At 59.0% G+C, this 15936-nt stretch carries 17 protein-coding genes; 8 read left to right on the top strand and 9 right to left on the bottom strand.

What is annotated here, in order from left to right:
* Positions 1-15: 15 nt before the first annotated feature.
* The 5 genes from AC5WNI_RS10195 to AC5WNI_RS10175 all read right to left on the bottom strand — a co-directional run bounded on the left by AC5WNI_RS10195 (position 16) and on the right by AC5WNI_RS10175 (position 5355).
* Positions 16-1479, bottom strand: coding sequence for a tripartite tricarboxylate transporter permease (locus tag AC5WNI_RS10195; RefSeq protein WP_217622050.1), 1464 nt, complete (start codon positions 1477-1479; stop codon positions 16-18).
* A 201-nt stretch (positions 1480-1680) separates the two neighbouring features.
* A complete protein-coding gene (locus AC5WNI_RS10190; RefSeq protein ID WP_191237267.1) occupies positions 1681-2316 on the bottom strand; it encodes a tripartite tricarboxylate transporter TctB family protein in 636 nt (211 codons plus the stop codon).
* Between the two features lie 129 nt (positions 2317-2445).
* A complete protein-coding gene (locus tag AC5WNI_RS10185) occupies positions 2446-3471 on the bottom strand; it encodes a Bug family tripartite tricarboxylate transporter substrate binding protein (RefSeq protein ID WP_495928385.1) in 1026 nt (341 codons plus the stop codon).
* Positions 3472-3551: 80 nt separating this feature from the next.
* The gene (locus AC5WNI_RS10180; protein ID WP_495928384.1) at positions 3552-4628 is read right to left on the bottom strand and encodes an isocitrate/isopropylmalate dehydrogenase family protein; all 1077 of its coding nucleotides are present in this window, start codon (positions 4626-4628) and stop codon (positions 3552-3554) included.
* 13 nt (positions 4629-4641) lie between these two features.
* Positions 4642-5355, bottom strand: a complete 714-nt coding sequence (locus tag AC5WNI_RS10175) for an aspartate/glutamate racemase family protein (protein ID WP_324689827.1) — start codon at positions 5353-5355, stop codon at positions 4642-4644.
* Positions 5356-5544: 189 nt separating this feature from the next.
* On the opposite strand from AC5WNI_RS10175, the gene otnK reads away from it, so the two are divergent.
* From otnK to AC5WNI_RS10160, 3 genes are all read left to right on the top strand, one after another.
* Entirely contained in the window at positions 5545-6906 is a 1362-nt protein-coding gene (gene otnK, locus AC5WNI_RS10170; RefSeq protein ID WP_495928383.1) for a 3-oxo-tetronate kinase, read from the top strand.
* Positions 6903-7556, top strand: coding sequence for a 3-oxo-tetronate 4-phosphate decarboxylase (gene otnC, locus AC5WNI_RS10165; protein ID WP_495928382.1), 654 nt, complete (start codon positions 6903-6905; stop codon positions 7554-7556). Before otnK ends, otnC begins: the two co-directional genes overlap by 4 nt.
* A gap of 78 nt (positions 7557-7634) precedes the next feature.
* Complete coding sequence (locus tag AC5WNI_RS10160) at positions 7635-8714, top strand: lactonase family protein (protein ID WP_495929191.1); 1080 nt, start codon at positions 7635-7637, stop codon at positions 8712-8714.
* 54 nt (positions 8715-8768) lie between these two features.
* Here AC5WNI_RS10160 and AC5WNI_RS10155 read toward each other — a convergent pair whose 3' ends face one another.
* On the bottom strand, positions 8769-9443 hold the full coding sequence (locus AC5WNI_RS10155) for an HAD family hydrolase (protein WP_495928381.1): 675 nt from the start codon (positions 9441-9443) through the stop codon (positions 8769-8771).
* 243 nt (positions 9444-9686) lie between these two features.
* Here AC5WNI_RS10155 and AC5WNI_RS10150 point away from each other — a divergent pair, with 243 nt between their 5' ends.
* Positions 9687-10163 carry a MarR family winged helix-turn-helix transcriptional regulator gene (locus AC5WNI_RS10150; RefSeq protein ID WP_495928380.1) on the top strand — a complete coding sequence of 159 codons (477 nt, stop codon included), beginning with the start codon at positions 9687-9689 and terminating at the stop codon, positions 10161-10163.
* Between the two features lies 1 nt (position 10164).
* Positions 10165-10911 carry a siderophore-interacting protein gene (locus AC5WNI_RS10145; RefSeq protein ID WP_495928379.1) on the top strand — a complete coding sequence of 249 codons (747 nt, stop codon included), beginning with the start codon at positions 10165-10167 and terminating at the stop codon, positions 10909-10911.
* 155 nt (positions 10912-11066) lie between these two features.
* On the opposite strand, the gene AC5WNI_RS10140 is transcribed toward AC5WNI_RS10145, so the two are convergent.
* Positions 11067-11966, bottom strand: a complete 900-nt coding sequence (locus AC5WNI_RS10140) for a LysR substrate-binding domain-containing protein (protein WP_495929189.1) — start codon at positions 11964-11966, stop codon at positions 11067-11069.
* Positions 11967-12084: 118 nt separating this feature from the next.
* On the opposite strand from AC5WNI_RS10140, the gene AC5WNI_RS10135 reads away from it, so the two are divergent.
* Together AC5WNI_RS10135 and AC5WNI_RS10130 are read left to right on the top strand one after the other, a co-directional pair.
* Positions 12085-13167: a tartrate dehydrogenase gene (locus AC5WNI_RS10135; protein WP_192839318.1), complete on the top strand. Its 1083-nt coding sequence runs from the start codon at positions 12085-12087 to the stop codon at positions 13165-13167.
* Positions 13168-13248: 81 nt separating this feature from the next.
* Entirely contained in the window at positions 13249-14523 is a 1275-nt protein-coding gene (locus AC5WNI_RS10130) for an SLC13 family permease (RefSeq protein WP_495928378.1), read from the top strand.
* A gap of 132 nt (positions 14524-14655) precedes the next feature.
* Here AC5WNI_RS10130 and AC5WNI_RS10125 read toward each other — a convergent pair whose 3' ends face one another.
* Entirely contained in the window at positions 14656-14889 is a 234-nt protein-coding gene (locus AC5WNI_RS10125; protein ID WP_495928377.1) for a hypothetical protein, read from the bottom strand.
* A gap of 88 nt (positions 14890-14977) precedes the next feature.
* On the opposite strand from AC5WNI_RS10125, the gene AC5WNI_RS10120 reads away from it, so the two are divergent.
* Complete coding sequence (locus AC5WNI_RS10120; protein ID WP_474373670.1) at positions 14978-15220, top strand: hypothetical protein; 243 nt, start codon at positions 14978-14980, stop codon at positions 15218-15220.
* 152 nt (positions 15221-15372) lie between these two features.
* Here AC5WNI_RS10120 and AC5WNI_RS10115 read toward each other — a convergent pair whose 3' ends face one another.
* On the bottom strand, positions 15373-15693 hold the full coding sequence (locus tag AC5WNI_RS10115) for a hypothetical protein (RefSeq protein ID WP_495928376.1): 321 nt from the start codon (positions 15691-15693) through the stop codon (positions 15373-15375).
* Positions 15694-15936 lie beyond the last annotated feature (243 nt).

Raw genomic sequence — 15936 nt, 5'->3', positions numbered from 1 at the left:
AACCTCAATGCTGGCTCAGGCATGGCGTAACGACAAGCGACGTACCTGACGAATCAGCATGGGGGCGAGAGCTGCGATCAGCACCATGCAGGTCAGAACCAGCGAAATCGGTCGCTCGAGGAATATCATCAGGCTGCCATCCGAAGTAATCAGGGATTGCAGCAAGGTGTTTTCCGCCATCGACCCCAGCACCAGTGCCAGAACGGTTGCCGCCGGTGAGTAGCCGTAGAGCTTCATGCCCAGCCCCAATAGCCCGCCTGCGATCAGCATCCAGGTTTCAATGATGCTGGAGTGCAGCGCATAGGTACCGATGACGCACAGCACCACGATGATGGGCACGATCAGACGATAAGGAATGTCGAGGAACTTCACGAACAGCGGGATGGCCAGAATACACAGGGCAATCAATACCATGTTGCCCAGATACATGCTGGCGATAAGCCCCCAGACGAATTCCGGGTCATTGACGATCATCAGTGGCCCCGGACGCAGCCCCCACATCATGAAGGCGCCCAGCAGCACGGCGGTGGCACCTGAACCGGGGATGCCAAGGGCCAACAGTGGCACCATCGAGCCTGCCGAGGCGGCATTGTTGGCGCATTCCGGTGCGACCAGGCCGCGCATTTCTCCCTTGCCGAATTTCTCGGGATCCTTGGCGATCTTCTTCTCGACGGAGTAGCCCATGATCGAGCCAAGGGTGCCGCCGGAGCCCGGCAACAGCCCGGAAATGAAGCCGATCAGCGAGCCACGAATGAAGGTGAATCGAGAGCTCTTGAAGTCCTCTCTGGTCGGCCAGAAGTCGGCGCTCTTGTAGGACAGGCGCATCTTCTGCACATCCTGACGATGCTGCCCCTGGTAGACGCAATACAGAAGCTCTCCGATACCGAACAAGCCGATGGCTACCGGCACGAAGTAGATGCCGCCGATCAACTCGGAGGAGCCGAAGGTATAGCGCTGTGATCCGCTGATGACATCCACCCCGACCATGGCAATGGCGAAGCCGATCAGTGCGGAAATGGCTCCCTTGAGTTTGTTGTCACCCATCACTGCCGTCAGCATGATCAAGCCGAACAGGATGATCAGGAAGTACTCCGAAGGGCCGAACGATGAGGCGAAACTGGCCAGAGTCGGAATCAAGGCACTGATCAACAGTACACCGAGGGTACCACCGACAAAGGATGCCACTGCCTGCATGACCAGTGCCGGGCCTGCTCGCCCATTGCGAGCCATCGGGTACCCGTCCAGTGTCGATGCGACAGTGGCAGACTCGCCGGGGGTATTGATCAGAATGGACGTGATGGTGCCACCGTACATGGCGCCATAGTAGATACCTGCCAGCATGATGATGGCGGTGGTCGGGTCCAGCCCGAAGGTCAGAGGCAGCAGAATCGCGATACCTGCAGCAGGGCCGAACCCCGGGAACAGGCCCACGATCATGCCGACCATGGCACCGATGAGCAGGAATAACAGGTTGGTCATGGTGAAGGCTACTGATAGCCCCAGACCCAGATTCGCAAACAGGTCATGAATCATTGTGGCATGCTCCGGTCTCTTGTTGTTATCAAGACGCTAAAGGGGCGTAGTTGTTTGTGTGATGGCGGCTTGTACGATCAAAGGCTGGGATGGTCAGTTGGCTACTGTCCGCGTGTCTCCTCTCGTTGCCTATCACATGCAAGAACCTCAATTGCCCAGCAACCCTTGTGGCAAGCCTGCGCGTAACCACAACTCGAACAGGCCATAGACACATAGCGGGAATATCACGCTGAACAGCACGTTCTGCACATGCTTGCCAGGATTGAAGACCTGCAAGAGCGCCAGCATGAAGAGAATCATGGCAAGAATGGCGCCTACGGCCTTGAGTATCAGGATGAACCCGGCGATCAAGACCAACAGAATGGCGGCATCTCTTGTATAGGTGGCAGGCGCAGCTGTTGCGCTGGCATCCGACTTCTCGAAGATATTTCCATGTGCCTCTTCATCGGCCGCTGCGTCTGAGGTGACGCTGGGGGTGGAAACTTGGCTTGCCCCGGTCGATAGATCCTTCAGCAGGTCATACGCCGTCATCACGGTAAGCAGCCCGCCGACGACAAGCGGGAAGAAGCCTGGCCCTGGTCGGCCTGAGCTGGTGAATATATCGAGCGTCCATAGTCCGTAACCTAGATAGAAGGCCGAAAGTGAGAACAGCGCGAGACCGAAGACTGATTTCATCGAGAACTTCATGGCCGATATCATCGAGGGCCTCGCAGGGGACGATCTTGAGGTGTTGGCAGAGCCTTGTGTGGCCTGCTGCGAATCTTTTTTCATGGCGATGTTCATGGCAGTGCCCTGGAAGTGCCGGAAGCGGGTAGCCCCCGGCACGGTTGAGTATGGGGCAGTCTGATGAGGCGCGAGCCACCTGTGACCCTTGACTCATCAGTGTTGTCAGTCGAGATGACCGAGCCCGATTCAGTTCAGGGATTTCAGGGATTCGGCGAACTTGGTGTTGGTGTCTTCCAGGTAGCGACCGAAATCGTCACCCCACAAGGTATTGCCCGACATGCTGTTGGTGGTCAGGTACTGCTGCCATTCATCGGTCTCCACTACCTTCTGCAGCGTATTGACCCACCACTGCTGTACATCCTTCGGTACTTCAGCCGGCATCACCACCCCGCGGGGTAATGAGAAAGCCACGTCATAGCCTTGCTCGATGAATGTCGGGATATCGGGGTAGACGCTGCTGCGCTGGGGTTCGGAATAGGCGAGTGCGCGGAAGTTGCCCGCAGCGATCTGACCGGATACTTCGGAGGGGTTGGAGATGATGGCATCGACACTGCCGGAGGTCAGTGACGTCACGACCTGGCCGCCATCCTGGGAGGGAACGTACTCGAACTCCACGTCCGCCGACTGCTTGAGTAGACGAGCGACCACACGGTCAGGGCCGGCGGCGCCAATACCGCCGACGGTTATGCGTTTTTCGCGTGCCAATTTGACGAAGTCATCCAGCGATGTCACCGGTGAGTCCGCCTGTACCACCATCATCATGGCATCGTTGGCGAGCAGGCCGACGGGCGTGAAGTCCTGATAGCTCCAGTCGGTATTGGACACGAGCGGCGTGGAAATGAAGTTGCCACTGGTGGACGTCAGGTAGTACGGCGAGCCGGACTTGTTCTTCACGTAGCTGAAGCCGACGGCACCACTGCCGCCTTCACGGTTGGAGACGATGATGTTCTCGTCGCCGTAGAGGTCGTGCTTGTTGAGTATCTCCACTACGGTGCGTGACATCAGATCATTGCCGCCGCCGGGGCCGAAGGCGATCACGTAGTTGAGCGTCTTCTCTGGATACTCGTCGGCGCTGGCGGAGGTCGATAGCGCCATCATCGGTACTGATAGCAAGCTGACCAGGCTGATGGAGAGTGCTTTCGATGCAGCACCTGTAAGAGTCGTGGCAGAGTTCTTGAGGCGCGAATTGGCATGGCGTGTAGCGTGAGTCATGAGGATCTACCTTTGTTGGAATTATGGTGATGGCGATCATCGAGCCCAAGGGCCCGCTTCAGGGTATGGCGATACTGAACTCAGGCGGTGGTGGTCAGCTGCTGTGCCACAGCTTCACCGAAGGCGCGACAGCCCATCGTGCCGCCGAGATCTGGCGTACGGCTTTCCGGGTTCTCGAGGCAGCGGTCAACCGCCTGAGTGAGGCTTGCGGCGGCAGCGGTGTACTCAGGTTTGGCATGGTGATCGCCGATCCAGTCCAGCAGCATCGCGATGGAGAGGATCATCGAGGTAGGGTTGGCGATGTCCTGACCCTGGATGCCAGGAGCGGAGCCATGTTGGGCTTGCGCGCAGCAGATGGTGTCGCTGGCCATGACGGAACCTGCCAGCCCCAGGCTGCCCGAGAGTTCGCTTGCAAGGTCACTGATGATGTCGCCATAGAAGTTGGTGGCGACGACGACATCGAACTGCTCTGGGTTGCGGACCAGGTGGGCGGTCGATGCGTCAACCAGCAGATCATCGAGGGCGACGTCAGGGAAATCGCGGGCTACTTCCCTGACCACATCGAGGAAGAGTCCGTCCGTCATATGGAAGCTGTTGGCCTTGTGAATGGCCGTCACCTTGCGACGACGAGTCATGGCCAGTTCGAAGGCACGGCGTGCGATGCGCTCGCTGCAATGGCGGGTGATCTTGCGCACGGAAAGCGCCATGTCCGGGGAGGGCATCAGTTCGGCCCAGCCACGTGTCATGTTGCGGTCCGGATAGAAGCCTTCGGTGGCTTCGCGCATGATCACCAGGTCCATCTGCTTGCCAGGCTTGAGATTGGACTCAAGGAAGGGGCGAGTGCGCGCAGGGCGCACATTGGCATAAAGATCCAGCCCGATGCGGAAACCCGCCGAGACATTACGACCACCTTTTTCCGGAGCTGGATAATCGGCATGTGACTGGGTGCCCAGAATCACGCCGTCATAGTGGCGCGCCTTTTCCAGCACCTCATCTCTTAGCGTGGTGCCGTGCAATTCCAGGCTCTTGAAGCCGACGTCCTCGTAATCGAATTCGAGTCCGAGTCCGTGCTGCTCGTTGACGGCTTCGAGAGCTGACATGCTGGCCGCGATGATTTCGGGGCCAATACCATCACAGGGGAGTACAAGAAATTTCATGGGCTGACTCTTTTCAGTGGGTGTTGCTGAGGGAGGGAAATTCGAGAGAGTTCTCTCGAGCGGAAGATTCACTGCCGAGCTGTGTCAGCACGCGGCGGAGCGCGATGACGGCAGCTTCCGGGCTGCTCAGTACCGGGCAAGCGCTGTCGCGGCGCGCGTTGTCCAGTGCCGTCGCGGTCGAGAAGTGCGCCAGCAGAATGACGTCACAGTGCGCGAGGCTGGGAAGGGCATCACAGATCAAATGGTTGTGCTTAACCTCATCTCCCTCGCGCAGTGCCTGGTTGGCTTCCGGCAGGCAGCGTATCTCGAGGCTGGCGCCACGATTCCGAGCACGGCTGAGTGCCTCGAATTCGGCATGCATGCTTTGCATGGCGGGAGAAAAAGTGCCGATCATGCCGATGCGATCGCCATACTCCAGTGCCGCTTCAAACATGGCTTCGTTGGGCTTGTAGACCGGAATGCGGCTTTGGCTCGCGACCTGCTCGATGGCGGGGCCGAAAGCGGAGCAGGTATACAGCACCGCATCCGCTCCACAGCTCAGGGCATGACGGCCAAGACTGGCGATACGCTCATCCAGTGCCTGTTGGGGAATGTCCTGATTGTCTCGATCACGACCCAAGGCATCGTCAAGCAGATTGACCAGCTCGGCTTCTGGCCATTGACGAGCAAAGGCGGAGTGGATGGGCGCCATGGCGATGTTGACGGCATGTACCAGCACGATTCTCATCAAAAGCTCCTGACTGAGGTGAAGATCTCAATATTGTTCTTTTGTTTTCATAAGTACAATCTAGGCGTATGCTGATTTGACTGTCAAACATCGAGATCTCGCCATTGGTCTTATGACCGCCTCGATGACATCTCTCGTGACAGCTATTGCGACAGCATTCAAACAACATCACACGTCGAGGGTATCCCCATGCGCCAGTCGTCAACGCACAGTTCACCTCCCGTCCATCGTCCATTGCTGGGCGGTATCGCCGATGATTTCACCGGTGCGACGGACCTTGCCAACAATCTGGCACTTTCCGGAATGCGCACTCTGCAAGTGATTGGCGTGCCGAGCGTCATGCCGAACCTGGAGGGTGTGGATGCGGTGATCGTGGCACTCAAGACGCGTTCATGTCCTGCGGAGCAAGCGGTGAGCCAGTCACTGGCAGCGGCTGAGTGGTTGCAGTGCCTGGGCATCCGGCAGCTGTACTTCAAGTACTGCTCGACGTTCGACTCCACTGTTGACGGCAATATCGGCCCGGTAGCCATGGCACTCATGGAAGTGACCGGGGCGCAGCTCTGTCCGTATGTACCGGCGTTTCCCGCCAATGGTCGCAGTGTCTATCAGGGGCATCTGTTCGTCGGTGACCGCTTGCTCAATGACAGCGGGATGCAGCATCACCCACTGACGCCGATGACTGATGCCGATATCGCTCGAGTGCTGACGCGGCAGCTGGGCGAGCATGCTCCACGGGTAGAGCTGTTGCCTCATTCCACCCTGAAGAGAGGAGAAAGTGCGGCAAGGGAGCGGTTGTCTTCGCTCACGATGCGCGAGGTAAAGCATGTGGTGTGTGACAGCATCGATGAGGATGATCTTGCCGTGCTGGCTGAGGCGCTGGCCGATCAACCGTTGGTCACTGGTGGTTCAGGTCTGGGGCAGGCATTGCCTGCTGCCTTCCGGCGTCGTCAATGGCTATCAGCAGGCAAGGATTCAACACGTCTGGCGCCCGCGAGTGGCGCGGCCATGGTGCTGTCAGGCAGTTGTTCACGCATGACCTTGCGCCAGGTGGAGAACTTCCTGACCCATCACGCCGGTTTTGCACTGGACCCGCTGTCGTTGCATCAGAGCGAGGAGCAATTCGAAGAGGCTCTGACCTTCGCTCGTCAGCAGATGTCCCGCCAACCGGCAAGCCCTTTCCTGATCTATGCCTCGGCGGACCCGGAGCGTGTCGCGGCAGCACAGAAGGTACTGGGTGTTCAGCAGGCCGGAGAACTTGTCGAGCAGGCATTGTCGAGATTGGCCTGCCAGCTGGTGTCCGAGGGAGTGGGTCGCTTGGTGGTCGCGGGCGGGGAAACTTCCGGGGCCGTGGTATCGGCGCTTGGTATCGAGCAATTGTGCATCGGTATGCAGGTGGCACCAGGCGTCCCCTGGACGCAGAGTCCGCATCCGTGGCGTGCCGGTGACAGCCTGTCATTGGCGCTCAAGTCAGGAAATTTCGGCGACGAGGATTTCTTCATCCGAGCCTTTGAGGTTCTCGACACTCCTCATTCTGTCAAGGAGCACGCATGAGTCAGTCACGGCACGACATCAACGTGTTGCGTGAGCAGATCGCCACCTACGGCAAGTCACTGTTCGACCGTAGCCTGACCATGGGCTCCAGCGGCAACATCAGCCAGCGGCTGGAAGATGGTGGCTGGTTGATGACACCGACCAATGCCTGTCTGGGGCGTCTGGATCCGGCACGTATCTCACGGCTGGATGCCCAGGGCGTGTTGATCGATGGCGATGCCCCGACCAAGGAGCATTTCCTGCATCGCGCCATGTATGACGAGCGCCCGCAGTCCGGTGCCATCGTGCACCTGCATTCGACCCACTCGGTGGCGGTGTCCTGCCTGCCGGACGTGAATCCCTGCGAGTGCATTCCTCCGCTGACGGCCTATTACGTGATGCGGGTCGGCAAGCTGCCGCTGGTGCCTTACTACATGCCGGGTGACCCAGCGCTGGGCGATGCCGTGCATGGCCTGGCCGGCAAGCATTGTGCCGTGTTGCTGGCCAATCATGGCCCGGTGGTGGCTGGTAAGACGCTTGAGGCGGCGGTCTATGCCACGGAAGAGCTTGAGGAAACCGCCAAGCTGTTCCTGCTGATGCAAGGCAAGAATCCACGCGGCTTGTCACCAGAGCAGGTGGCGGAACTGGAAGCCACCTTTGGTCGCCCTTGACCATCATGCGGCCGGGCCTGATACGAGAAATGCCCGGCTTTCATCACTGCTGGATTCATGCAGAAGGAGCAAGTCGTGATGTATGCCTATATCGGTTGTCGCACTACCCGACGACGCGCTGCACGGGGCCGGGGAATCGAAGTCTATCGCGTCAGTGGCGAGGGGCGGGAGTGGTCGCATGTCCAGACGTTCACCGATCTGACTAACCCCTCCTATCTGGCTATCAATGAAGTGGGAGATCGTCTCTATTGCATTCACGGAGACCTTAGTGACATCAGCGCCTTTGCCATCTCGGCGGAAGACGGCACGCTGTCACTCTTGAATCAAAGGAGTACCGGTGGGGCAAATCCCGTTCATCTGGCGATTGATCCGACGCAACGCTATATCGTGGTGTCGAATCATCTCTCCAGTTCACTGGCCGTCATGGCGCTGGAAGAGGATGGCTCGCTGGGGGAGCGTGTTCAACTAGTGGAGCTTCAGGGAACTCCAGGCCCGCATCGGGTCGAGCAGATGTTATCCAAGCCTCATGCCAATCCTTTCACCTGTCAGGGGCGTCATGTCGTGGTGCCTGACAAGGGACTGGACTGCCTGTTTATGATTCCATTTGATGCAGAGCGTGGTCGTCTCGATGAGGAAGCCATGAAGCGGGTTGCCCTGCGTGAAGGAGCTGGCCCTCGGCATATCGCCTTTCATCCGTGGCTGGATCAGGCCTATGTCATCAATGAGCTTGACGCTACCCTGACGCGTTTTCATTTCACCGAAAGCGATGCCAAGGAACTTGAGATGGTGGCCTGCCAGCGGCTTTCCAGTGTCGAGGAGACGTGGTGTGGAGACAATCGTGCCGCAGCGGTCATCGTCGATGTCACTGGCCGACATGTCTTTGTCAGCAATCGAGGCGATGACAGCATCGGTATCTATGATGTGCTGCTGGAAGATGAGGGGCGCTTGCAGTGGCGCGGAAGTGTGACAAGTGGAGGCAAGACGCCGCGTTACCTCGGTATGGATCCGCTCAATGGTCATCTGCATATCGCCAACGAAGACAGTGATTGTCTGGTCAGCGGGATACCCGGCGTGGAGCAGGGCGTCTCTCAATTCACGCAGGTGCATCAACTGGAGACGCCCAGTCCTGTCTGTGTCGTCTTTCGCTACCTCACTTGAGGACTGAAGCCGCCAACGCTTTTGTCAGCCCACTCTCTATCAATTCACTCGCTATCAAGTCTGCGCAGCGAGCCGTTGTGAGATCTGCGCTACCAGCCTCGGCAGCTCGCGCGCGTGATGCATGCGCAATGCACCATGCGGCGTTTCATGGCCGTCGTCGTGGTGGGCGAAGTGGATGACATGCATCCCGGCATCCAGCCCGGCTTTCACGCCGACGGCGGCGTCATCGATCACCACACAGCGCTGCGGCGCGAACCCCATCTGCTCGGCGGCGAGGCGATAGAGGCGTGGGTCCGGTTTCCAGACGCCCAGGGTGTAGGCACTGAAGATATGGCCGTCAAAGAAGCGCGCCAGCCCGGTGGTATCCAGCGCCAGGCGTACCTTGCGTTCCGGCCCGTTGGTGACCACGCCGCAGGGGTAGCCGGAGAGCTCCGCCAGTGCCTGAGGCATGCCGGGCATGGCCGTGAGGCGAGCCGTCATCAGGTCCTCGAGGGTGGCACGCATGTGGGCCTCCATCTCATCCAGCCGCTCGGGGGCCAGCGCGCCATGATGTGCCTCGAGTTCCGCGACGATGCTGCGAAAACGTACGCCCCGGAAATGATCCAGATACCGGGCGGCCGTGAAGGGCAGGCCGTAGCCGGGTAACGTGCTGGCAAGCGCTTCTGCCAGCAGGACTTCGCTGTCTACCAGAGTCCCGTCGGAGTCAAACAGCAGGCAGAGTTCGGCCATTGATGCCTCGTGGAGTGTCGGAAGTGATAGTCACGACATTAGCAGTTTCCTGAGGGTGGCGGCCATGGGACAAGTCGTTGAATTCACGCCTCTCATGGCGCGCGAAATGCGTCCTGGTGGCGGAGTTGCCAGGCGGGACTGAGTTGGGCGAGCCAATGAGAATGCGTCTTCTTTGGATATTTGTTGACAGTGTCAACCAACTGCCCATATAGTTGCCCTTTAGCAACCAACTGATGGAAGACCATGGCAACGACCGCTTTGCATGAAGTGCTGCATCGTCTGATGCACGTCTATCGCAAGCAGCTCCGCGATGGCATCCAGCAGCACGGCATCGACTTGCCTGTCCTGCACATCCGGATGTTGAAGAGCATCGTCCGGGTTCCCGAATGCACCGCCCACAAGGTCGGGCAGCTGCTCGGGCAGGACAAGGGGCGTGTCACTCGCGTCCTGAACGAGCTGGAGGCCCGCGGGCTGGTGTCACGACACCAGAACCCGCAGGACCGGCGCAGTCAGCTGCTGCAGGTATCCGCGGCGGGAAGTGACATGCTGGAGCGAGTCAAGGTGTTGGAACAGGAAACGGCGCAGCGCATGGCCGGTGATCTCGGTGATGAGGAGATCGCGGCCTTTCTGAGCACGGCGACTCGCATGATGGACAACGTCTCCGCATGCGGGGATTTCAGCACTGATGTGACCAATGGCAATGACGGCAGGAGTGCGTGAGATGGCCAAGCCCGCGATGCGAGACCTCGAGGTGATTCGTACCCAGCGTGTCACCGAACACATGTTGCGCGTGACGCTGGGGGGCGAGAATATCGGCTCCCTTCCCGAAGGCCAGGAGAGTGCCTACATCAAGCTGGTCTTCGCGCGTGGGGAAGGTGAGCGACCGATGATGCGCACCTACACCATTCGTCATCAGCGCGCGACCGAGATCGATGTCGATTTCGTGCTGCATGAAGAGGCAGGCTCGGCGTCTGTCTGGGCGGCCAGTGCCAGGCCGGGTGACAGCATCACCATTGGCGGCCCGGGGCCTAGGAAGTTGATCAACATGGCGGCCGACAGCTTCCTGCTGGCGGGTGACATGACGGCGTTGCCGGCGATCAGTGTCAATCTGGCCGAGCTGCCAGCGGATGCCCGAGGACACGCCATTATTGAAGTGCCGGATGCGGCTGACATCCAGGCGCTGGAGCACCCGCCGGGAATCGAGCTGCACTGGCTGTTCAACCCGCATCCAGACCCGGAAGGCCGGCCGCTGCTGGAGAAGGTTGCCTCGTTGCCGAGACTGGAAGGTCAGATCTCTGTCTGGGCGGCCTGTGAATTCGGCAGCATGCGTGCGCTACGTGCTCATCTCAAGCAGGCCTACGAGATTCCCAAGTCACATTTCTATGTGTCCAGTTACTGGAAGATCGGTCAGTCAGAAGATGGCCACAAGCTGGCCAAGCAGCAGGATGCAGAGGCGGAAGGAGCGTGATCACGCCACCTCTGTGATCGCCTTGAGGTCCCTGAGCAAGTGAATGAGCTGCTTTTCCCCAATGCCCTGATGCACGCCTGCATCAGGGCATTTCGTTGTCGCAATGAAGCCCAGGCCCTGCAGAAAGCCGTGCGTCATTTGAAGGGATTGCGGTGTCACTTGAAGGGATGGCGGGCCAGATAATCCTGGGTGTGCTCAATGAAATGGCGGATCCGAAGCGGCAGCACGGCATGATGTTGATAGACCAGATGGATGTCGGCATTGGGCAATTGATACTCCTCGAACAGTATCTTGAGCTCTCCTGCCTCGACATAAGGCGCCACATCCCATTCCGCTCGCAGCACGATTCCGCGGCCATCCAGGGCCCAGCGGAGGGCGCTTTCCCCATCATTGGTGGACAGGCTGCCGCCCACCTTGACGCTACAGGTTTCCTCACTTCCCTGAAATTTCCAGATGCTCCATGAGTCCCGATTCTGATGCAGGGTGATGCATTCGTGGTTGGCCAGTTCATCGGGATGCTGCGGGCACCCATGGCGGGCAAGGTAATGCGGAGAGGCACAGACGATGCGGCGGTGTGAGGCGATCTTGCGCGCATGTAGATTGGAATCGGGCAGCTCGCCGAATCGAATGGCGACGTCAAAGGCACCATCGACCATGGCGTGCGGGATGTCGGAAAGATGCAATGTCACCTCGACCTGCGGATACGCCTGAACGAAGTCCGAGATGATGGGCGCCATGTACTTGCGCCCGAAGCCCAGCGGGGCGTTCACCTTTAGTCTTCCTCTTACCTGCCCCTCATGGCGGGAAAGCTGCTCTTCCATCTCCAGCACCTGGCTCAAGGTCTGTTCCGCATGGCGCTGATATATCTGGCCTTCGGGCGTGAGGCTCATGGAGCGCGTGCTGCGGTTAAATAATTGAATCTTGAGTCTTTTTTCAATGTTTGCCAGTCGCTTGCTGACGGCTGCCGGACTGATGTCCAGCACGCGGGCGGCGTTGGACATGCTGCCTTCCCGACAGAGCGTCAGGAAGAAATCGAGTTCTGTGAGCGATTGCATTTTCAACTTCCTGGTTAAAGGTGTTGTGAATGCTAGTGCATTGTCGGCTCGGTTGCTCGCTGGCTAGTGTGTGATCACGCCTTGATTCACCCACCCCAATGACAAGAGAGCCTACATCATGAATAGCCACCGTATTGCAGTCATCCCGGGCGATGGTATCGGTCTTGAAGTCATCGAAGCCGGCAAGCGTGTGCTGGAAGTGCTGGCGGAAGACAATACCGACGTCACCTTCGACTTCGTCGACTTCGACTGGAGCTCCGAGCGGTACCTCAAGACTGGCCAGTACATTCCGGATGGCGGCATCGAGGAGCTCAAGACCTTCGATGCCATCTATTTCGGCGCCGTAGGCAGCGAAAAGGTGCCGGATCACATCTCGCTGTGGGACCTGCGCCTCAAGATCTGTCAGGGGTTCGATCAGTACGCCAATGTGCGCCCCGCCCGTGTTTTCCCGGGGATCACCAGCCGTCTTCAGCAGGCGGAGGATATCGACTGGGTCATCATTCGCGAAAACAGTGAAGGGGAATACTCCGGGAATGGCGGCCGTGTCCACCAGGGGCTTCCGGAGGAGGTGGGGACTGAAGTCTCGATCTTCACTCGCAAGGGCATCGAGCGCATTCACCGCTTCGCCTTTGAAATGGCGCAGTCCCGTCCGCGCAAGCATCTCACGCTGGTGACCAAGTCCAATGCCCAGCGCCACGGTATGGTGTTGTGGGACGAGATCTTCTTCGAAGTCGCCAAGGACTACCCGGACGTCACGATCACGCGTGAACTGGTCGACGCCATCACGACACGCATGGTCCTCAAGCCCCACATGCTGGACGTCATCGTCGCGACCAACCTGCATGCCGATATCATTTCCGATCTCGCTGCGGCTCTGAGCGGCAGCCTGGGGATTGCCCCGACCGCCAACCTCAATCCGGAAGGCACCTTCCCCTCCATGTTCGAGCCTATCCACGGCTCTGCCTTCGATATCACCGGCAAGGGCATCGCCAATCCGGTGGGCGCCTTCTGGACGGCCGTCATGATGCTGGAGCATCTGGGTGAGACGGCTCTGGCCAAGCGCCTCATGACCGCCATTGAAGAAGTGGTCGCTTCGGGTCTGCATGCGCCAGATCTGGGCGGCAGCGCCACCACGCGCGAGATCACCGATGCCGTCTGTGAACGGGTTCGCGCGACTCGTCAGAGCGCCGCCATCGCCTGACGCAGTCCTTGCAGCATCCAGGGGGCAGGAACGCCATGCCTGCCCCCTGCGCGTGAAGGTTCCAACCACAAGGATAATAAAATGGACGCGCAACTTCTGACGCTGGCCATTCTCATGGTCGAGATCGTACTGTTCGTCTCGGAAAAGATTCCGCTTGCCCTGACTGCCATGCTGGTACTGATCAGTCTCGTGCTGGGCGACATCCTCACGCCAGAGGAAGCCTTTTCCGGGTTCATCAACAAGAACGTGATTCTCTTCTGCGCGATGTTCGTCGTCGGCGGTGCCTTGTTCGAAACCGGCATGGCCAATCGTATCGGTGGCATCGTGACGCATTTCGCCAAGACAGAGCGACAGCTGCTGCTGGCCATCATGCTGGTGACAGCGATTCTGTCCGGCTTTCTGTCCAATACCGGCACGGCTGCCGTCTTGATTCCTGCGGTGGTCGGCATCGCCAGTCGCTCCGGGATTCGCCGCTCCAAGCTTCTGATGCCGCTCGCCTTCGCTTCGGCAATGGGCGGTAATCTGTCCTTGATCGGGGCACCGGGCAACCTGATCGTCGACAGCACCTTGAGCAAGATGACCGATGGCGCTCAGTCCTTCGGTTTCTTCTCCTTTGCGATGATCGGCATTCCGATGATGATCTTCGGCCTGCTGTACTTCCTGACCATCGGCTACAAGCTCCTGCCGGATCGTCCCGGCGGCGATGGGGTCGAGATGTATGACGAGCAACCGACCATGGCCCCGCTTTGGAAGCAGTACCTGGCGTTGGGTGTGCTGGTGCTCACCATCCTGGCGATGGTCTTTGATGACGTGATCGGTTTCCCCATGCATGTCATCGGTGTCACGGGGGCGCTGCTGCTGGTCTTGACGGGGGTCATGAAGGAGCGGCGTGCGCTGGATGCCATCGACTCCCGCGTCATCTTCCTCTTCGCAGGCATGCTGCCTATGGCCATCGCCATGCAGAAGACGGGGTTGGGCACGATGATGGCGGAGCACGTGGTCGCCTATCTGGGCGAAGCCCCATCACCGCGCGTGTTGCTCAGTGTGCTGTTCGTGATATCCGCGGGTCTCTCGCAGTTCATGTCCAATACGGCCACGACAGCCCTGTTGGCCCCTATCGGCGGTGCGATCTCGGTGGGATTGGGCGCTGACCCCAGTGCGGTATTGATGGCGATCTGCATCGGCGGCTCCTGCGCCTTTGCAACGCCGCTGGGCATGCCGGCCAACACCATGGTGTTGGGGATCGGGGGATATCGCTTCAATGATTACGTCAAGGCGGGCCTGCCTCTGGTGGTCGTGGGCTATCTGGTCAGCGTCGTATTGCTGCCCATCATCTGGCCTTTCTATCCGGCCTGACACCTGGACTCCATTCTACCCCGGCGGATATGCGCGCCATGAAAACTGCCCCACAGGCCAGACCTGTGGGGCAGTTTTTCGTCAGCTGATCGCGAGCTGATCGTGAAGTCAGGGACTGGGTCAGGGGCTGGGTCAGAAGCTGTAGCTGGCACCCAGGCGGACGTCACGGCCCGGCTCCAGCATGCTGTCACCGCTGCTGAGCAGGTAGCTGCTGTGGTCGCTGTAGCGCTTGTCGAACACGTTGTTGACCGCCAGTGTCACGGTCAGATCCTGACAGGAGGCTGGGGCCCACTGGGCGCGGATGTCGTGCGTCACGTAGGCCGGCTTTTCTTCGTCGCCTTCTGCCACACGTTCCAGACGTTCCACCGCGTTCAGGGTGTAGCCCAGGGTGACGTTGTGGTTCGCCAGGTGCTATTGGTGATCCTAGGTCCACTTGTCGCCGGTGGAGGCGTTGATGTTCATCTCTTCACCCAGCGAGTCGGTGCCGGAACACGGCGCGGCCGAACTGCTGCATGCCGAGCCAGGCTTGTTCATCCTCGGCATCAAGAGTTACGGCAGAGCGCCGACCTTCCTGATGCGCACCGGCTATCAGCAGGTCAGATCCGTGGTAGCCGCGCTGGCAGACCCCGCCTCCATTCGCCCGGCGCCTGTCTGCAATGCCCCAGCTACCCGCAACGCCTGCTCTGCACCCGCCTGATCGTCGCGCACCGGTCTGTGGGAGTGATCTGTCGGTATGTGGGGGTAAATCGGCGGTTGATACCGCGACACCTGAAACGCCCCAAACACTGCTGCGGTAGTGGATGGGGCGTTTTGTGTTTCAGAACTTGCAAGCGATTATCGTGGGTGTCATCACAGTTCGAACAGGCGGAAAGCTTTCTGGCGAAGCTGTTCACGGTGATAATCGTTGATCAATGGAAGGTCGTAGCAGGTCACGCCTTCAATATAGATGCCCGTCACCTTCTTGTTATGGTTGTGCGCAAAGAGCGTAATGCGTTGTGCGCAATCTGGCGCCAGTCGTGGGATAAGACTGGACTCACTTACCATGTCTTCGAATCGCCCCTGAGCAAACTTGTATTGCACTCTCTGGTTACCCACTAACTGGTAGCCATCCGTGTCTATCCATTCGAGATAACGCGCTGAGTTCCCGAGTGACCCTGCAATCACCATCATCAGGGCAGTATTTTCATCATCGGTATTCCAGGCGACAGCTTCTCTTCTGACATGTGCATTGCCCTCCGTTGATGCACTGGCGAACCCTTCACGAGAATCAGAGCTGTCCTGTCCTACCAGCTTGAAGCCCTCGGGTTGATTGACCCGCTCGATGGGGTAACCCGGTGAAAGAAAAGTGAGCTGTGTCTTGTCATAACTGGGAGGTGTGGACTACAAGGCTGCACAACCAGAGAGCAGGAAGAG

It is taken from the genome of Cobetia sp. PDI-12MA, from assembly GCF_059507695.1.
The sequence above is the reverse complement of the archived record's forward strand: the minus strand, read 5'-3'. Positions and strand labels throughout refer to the sequence as shown.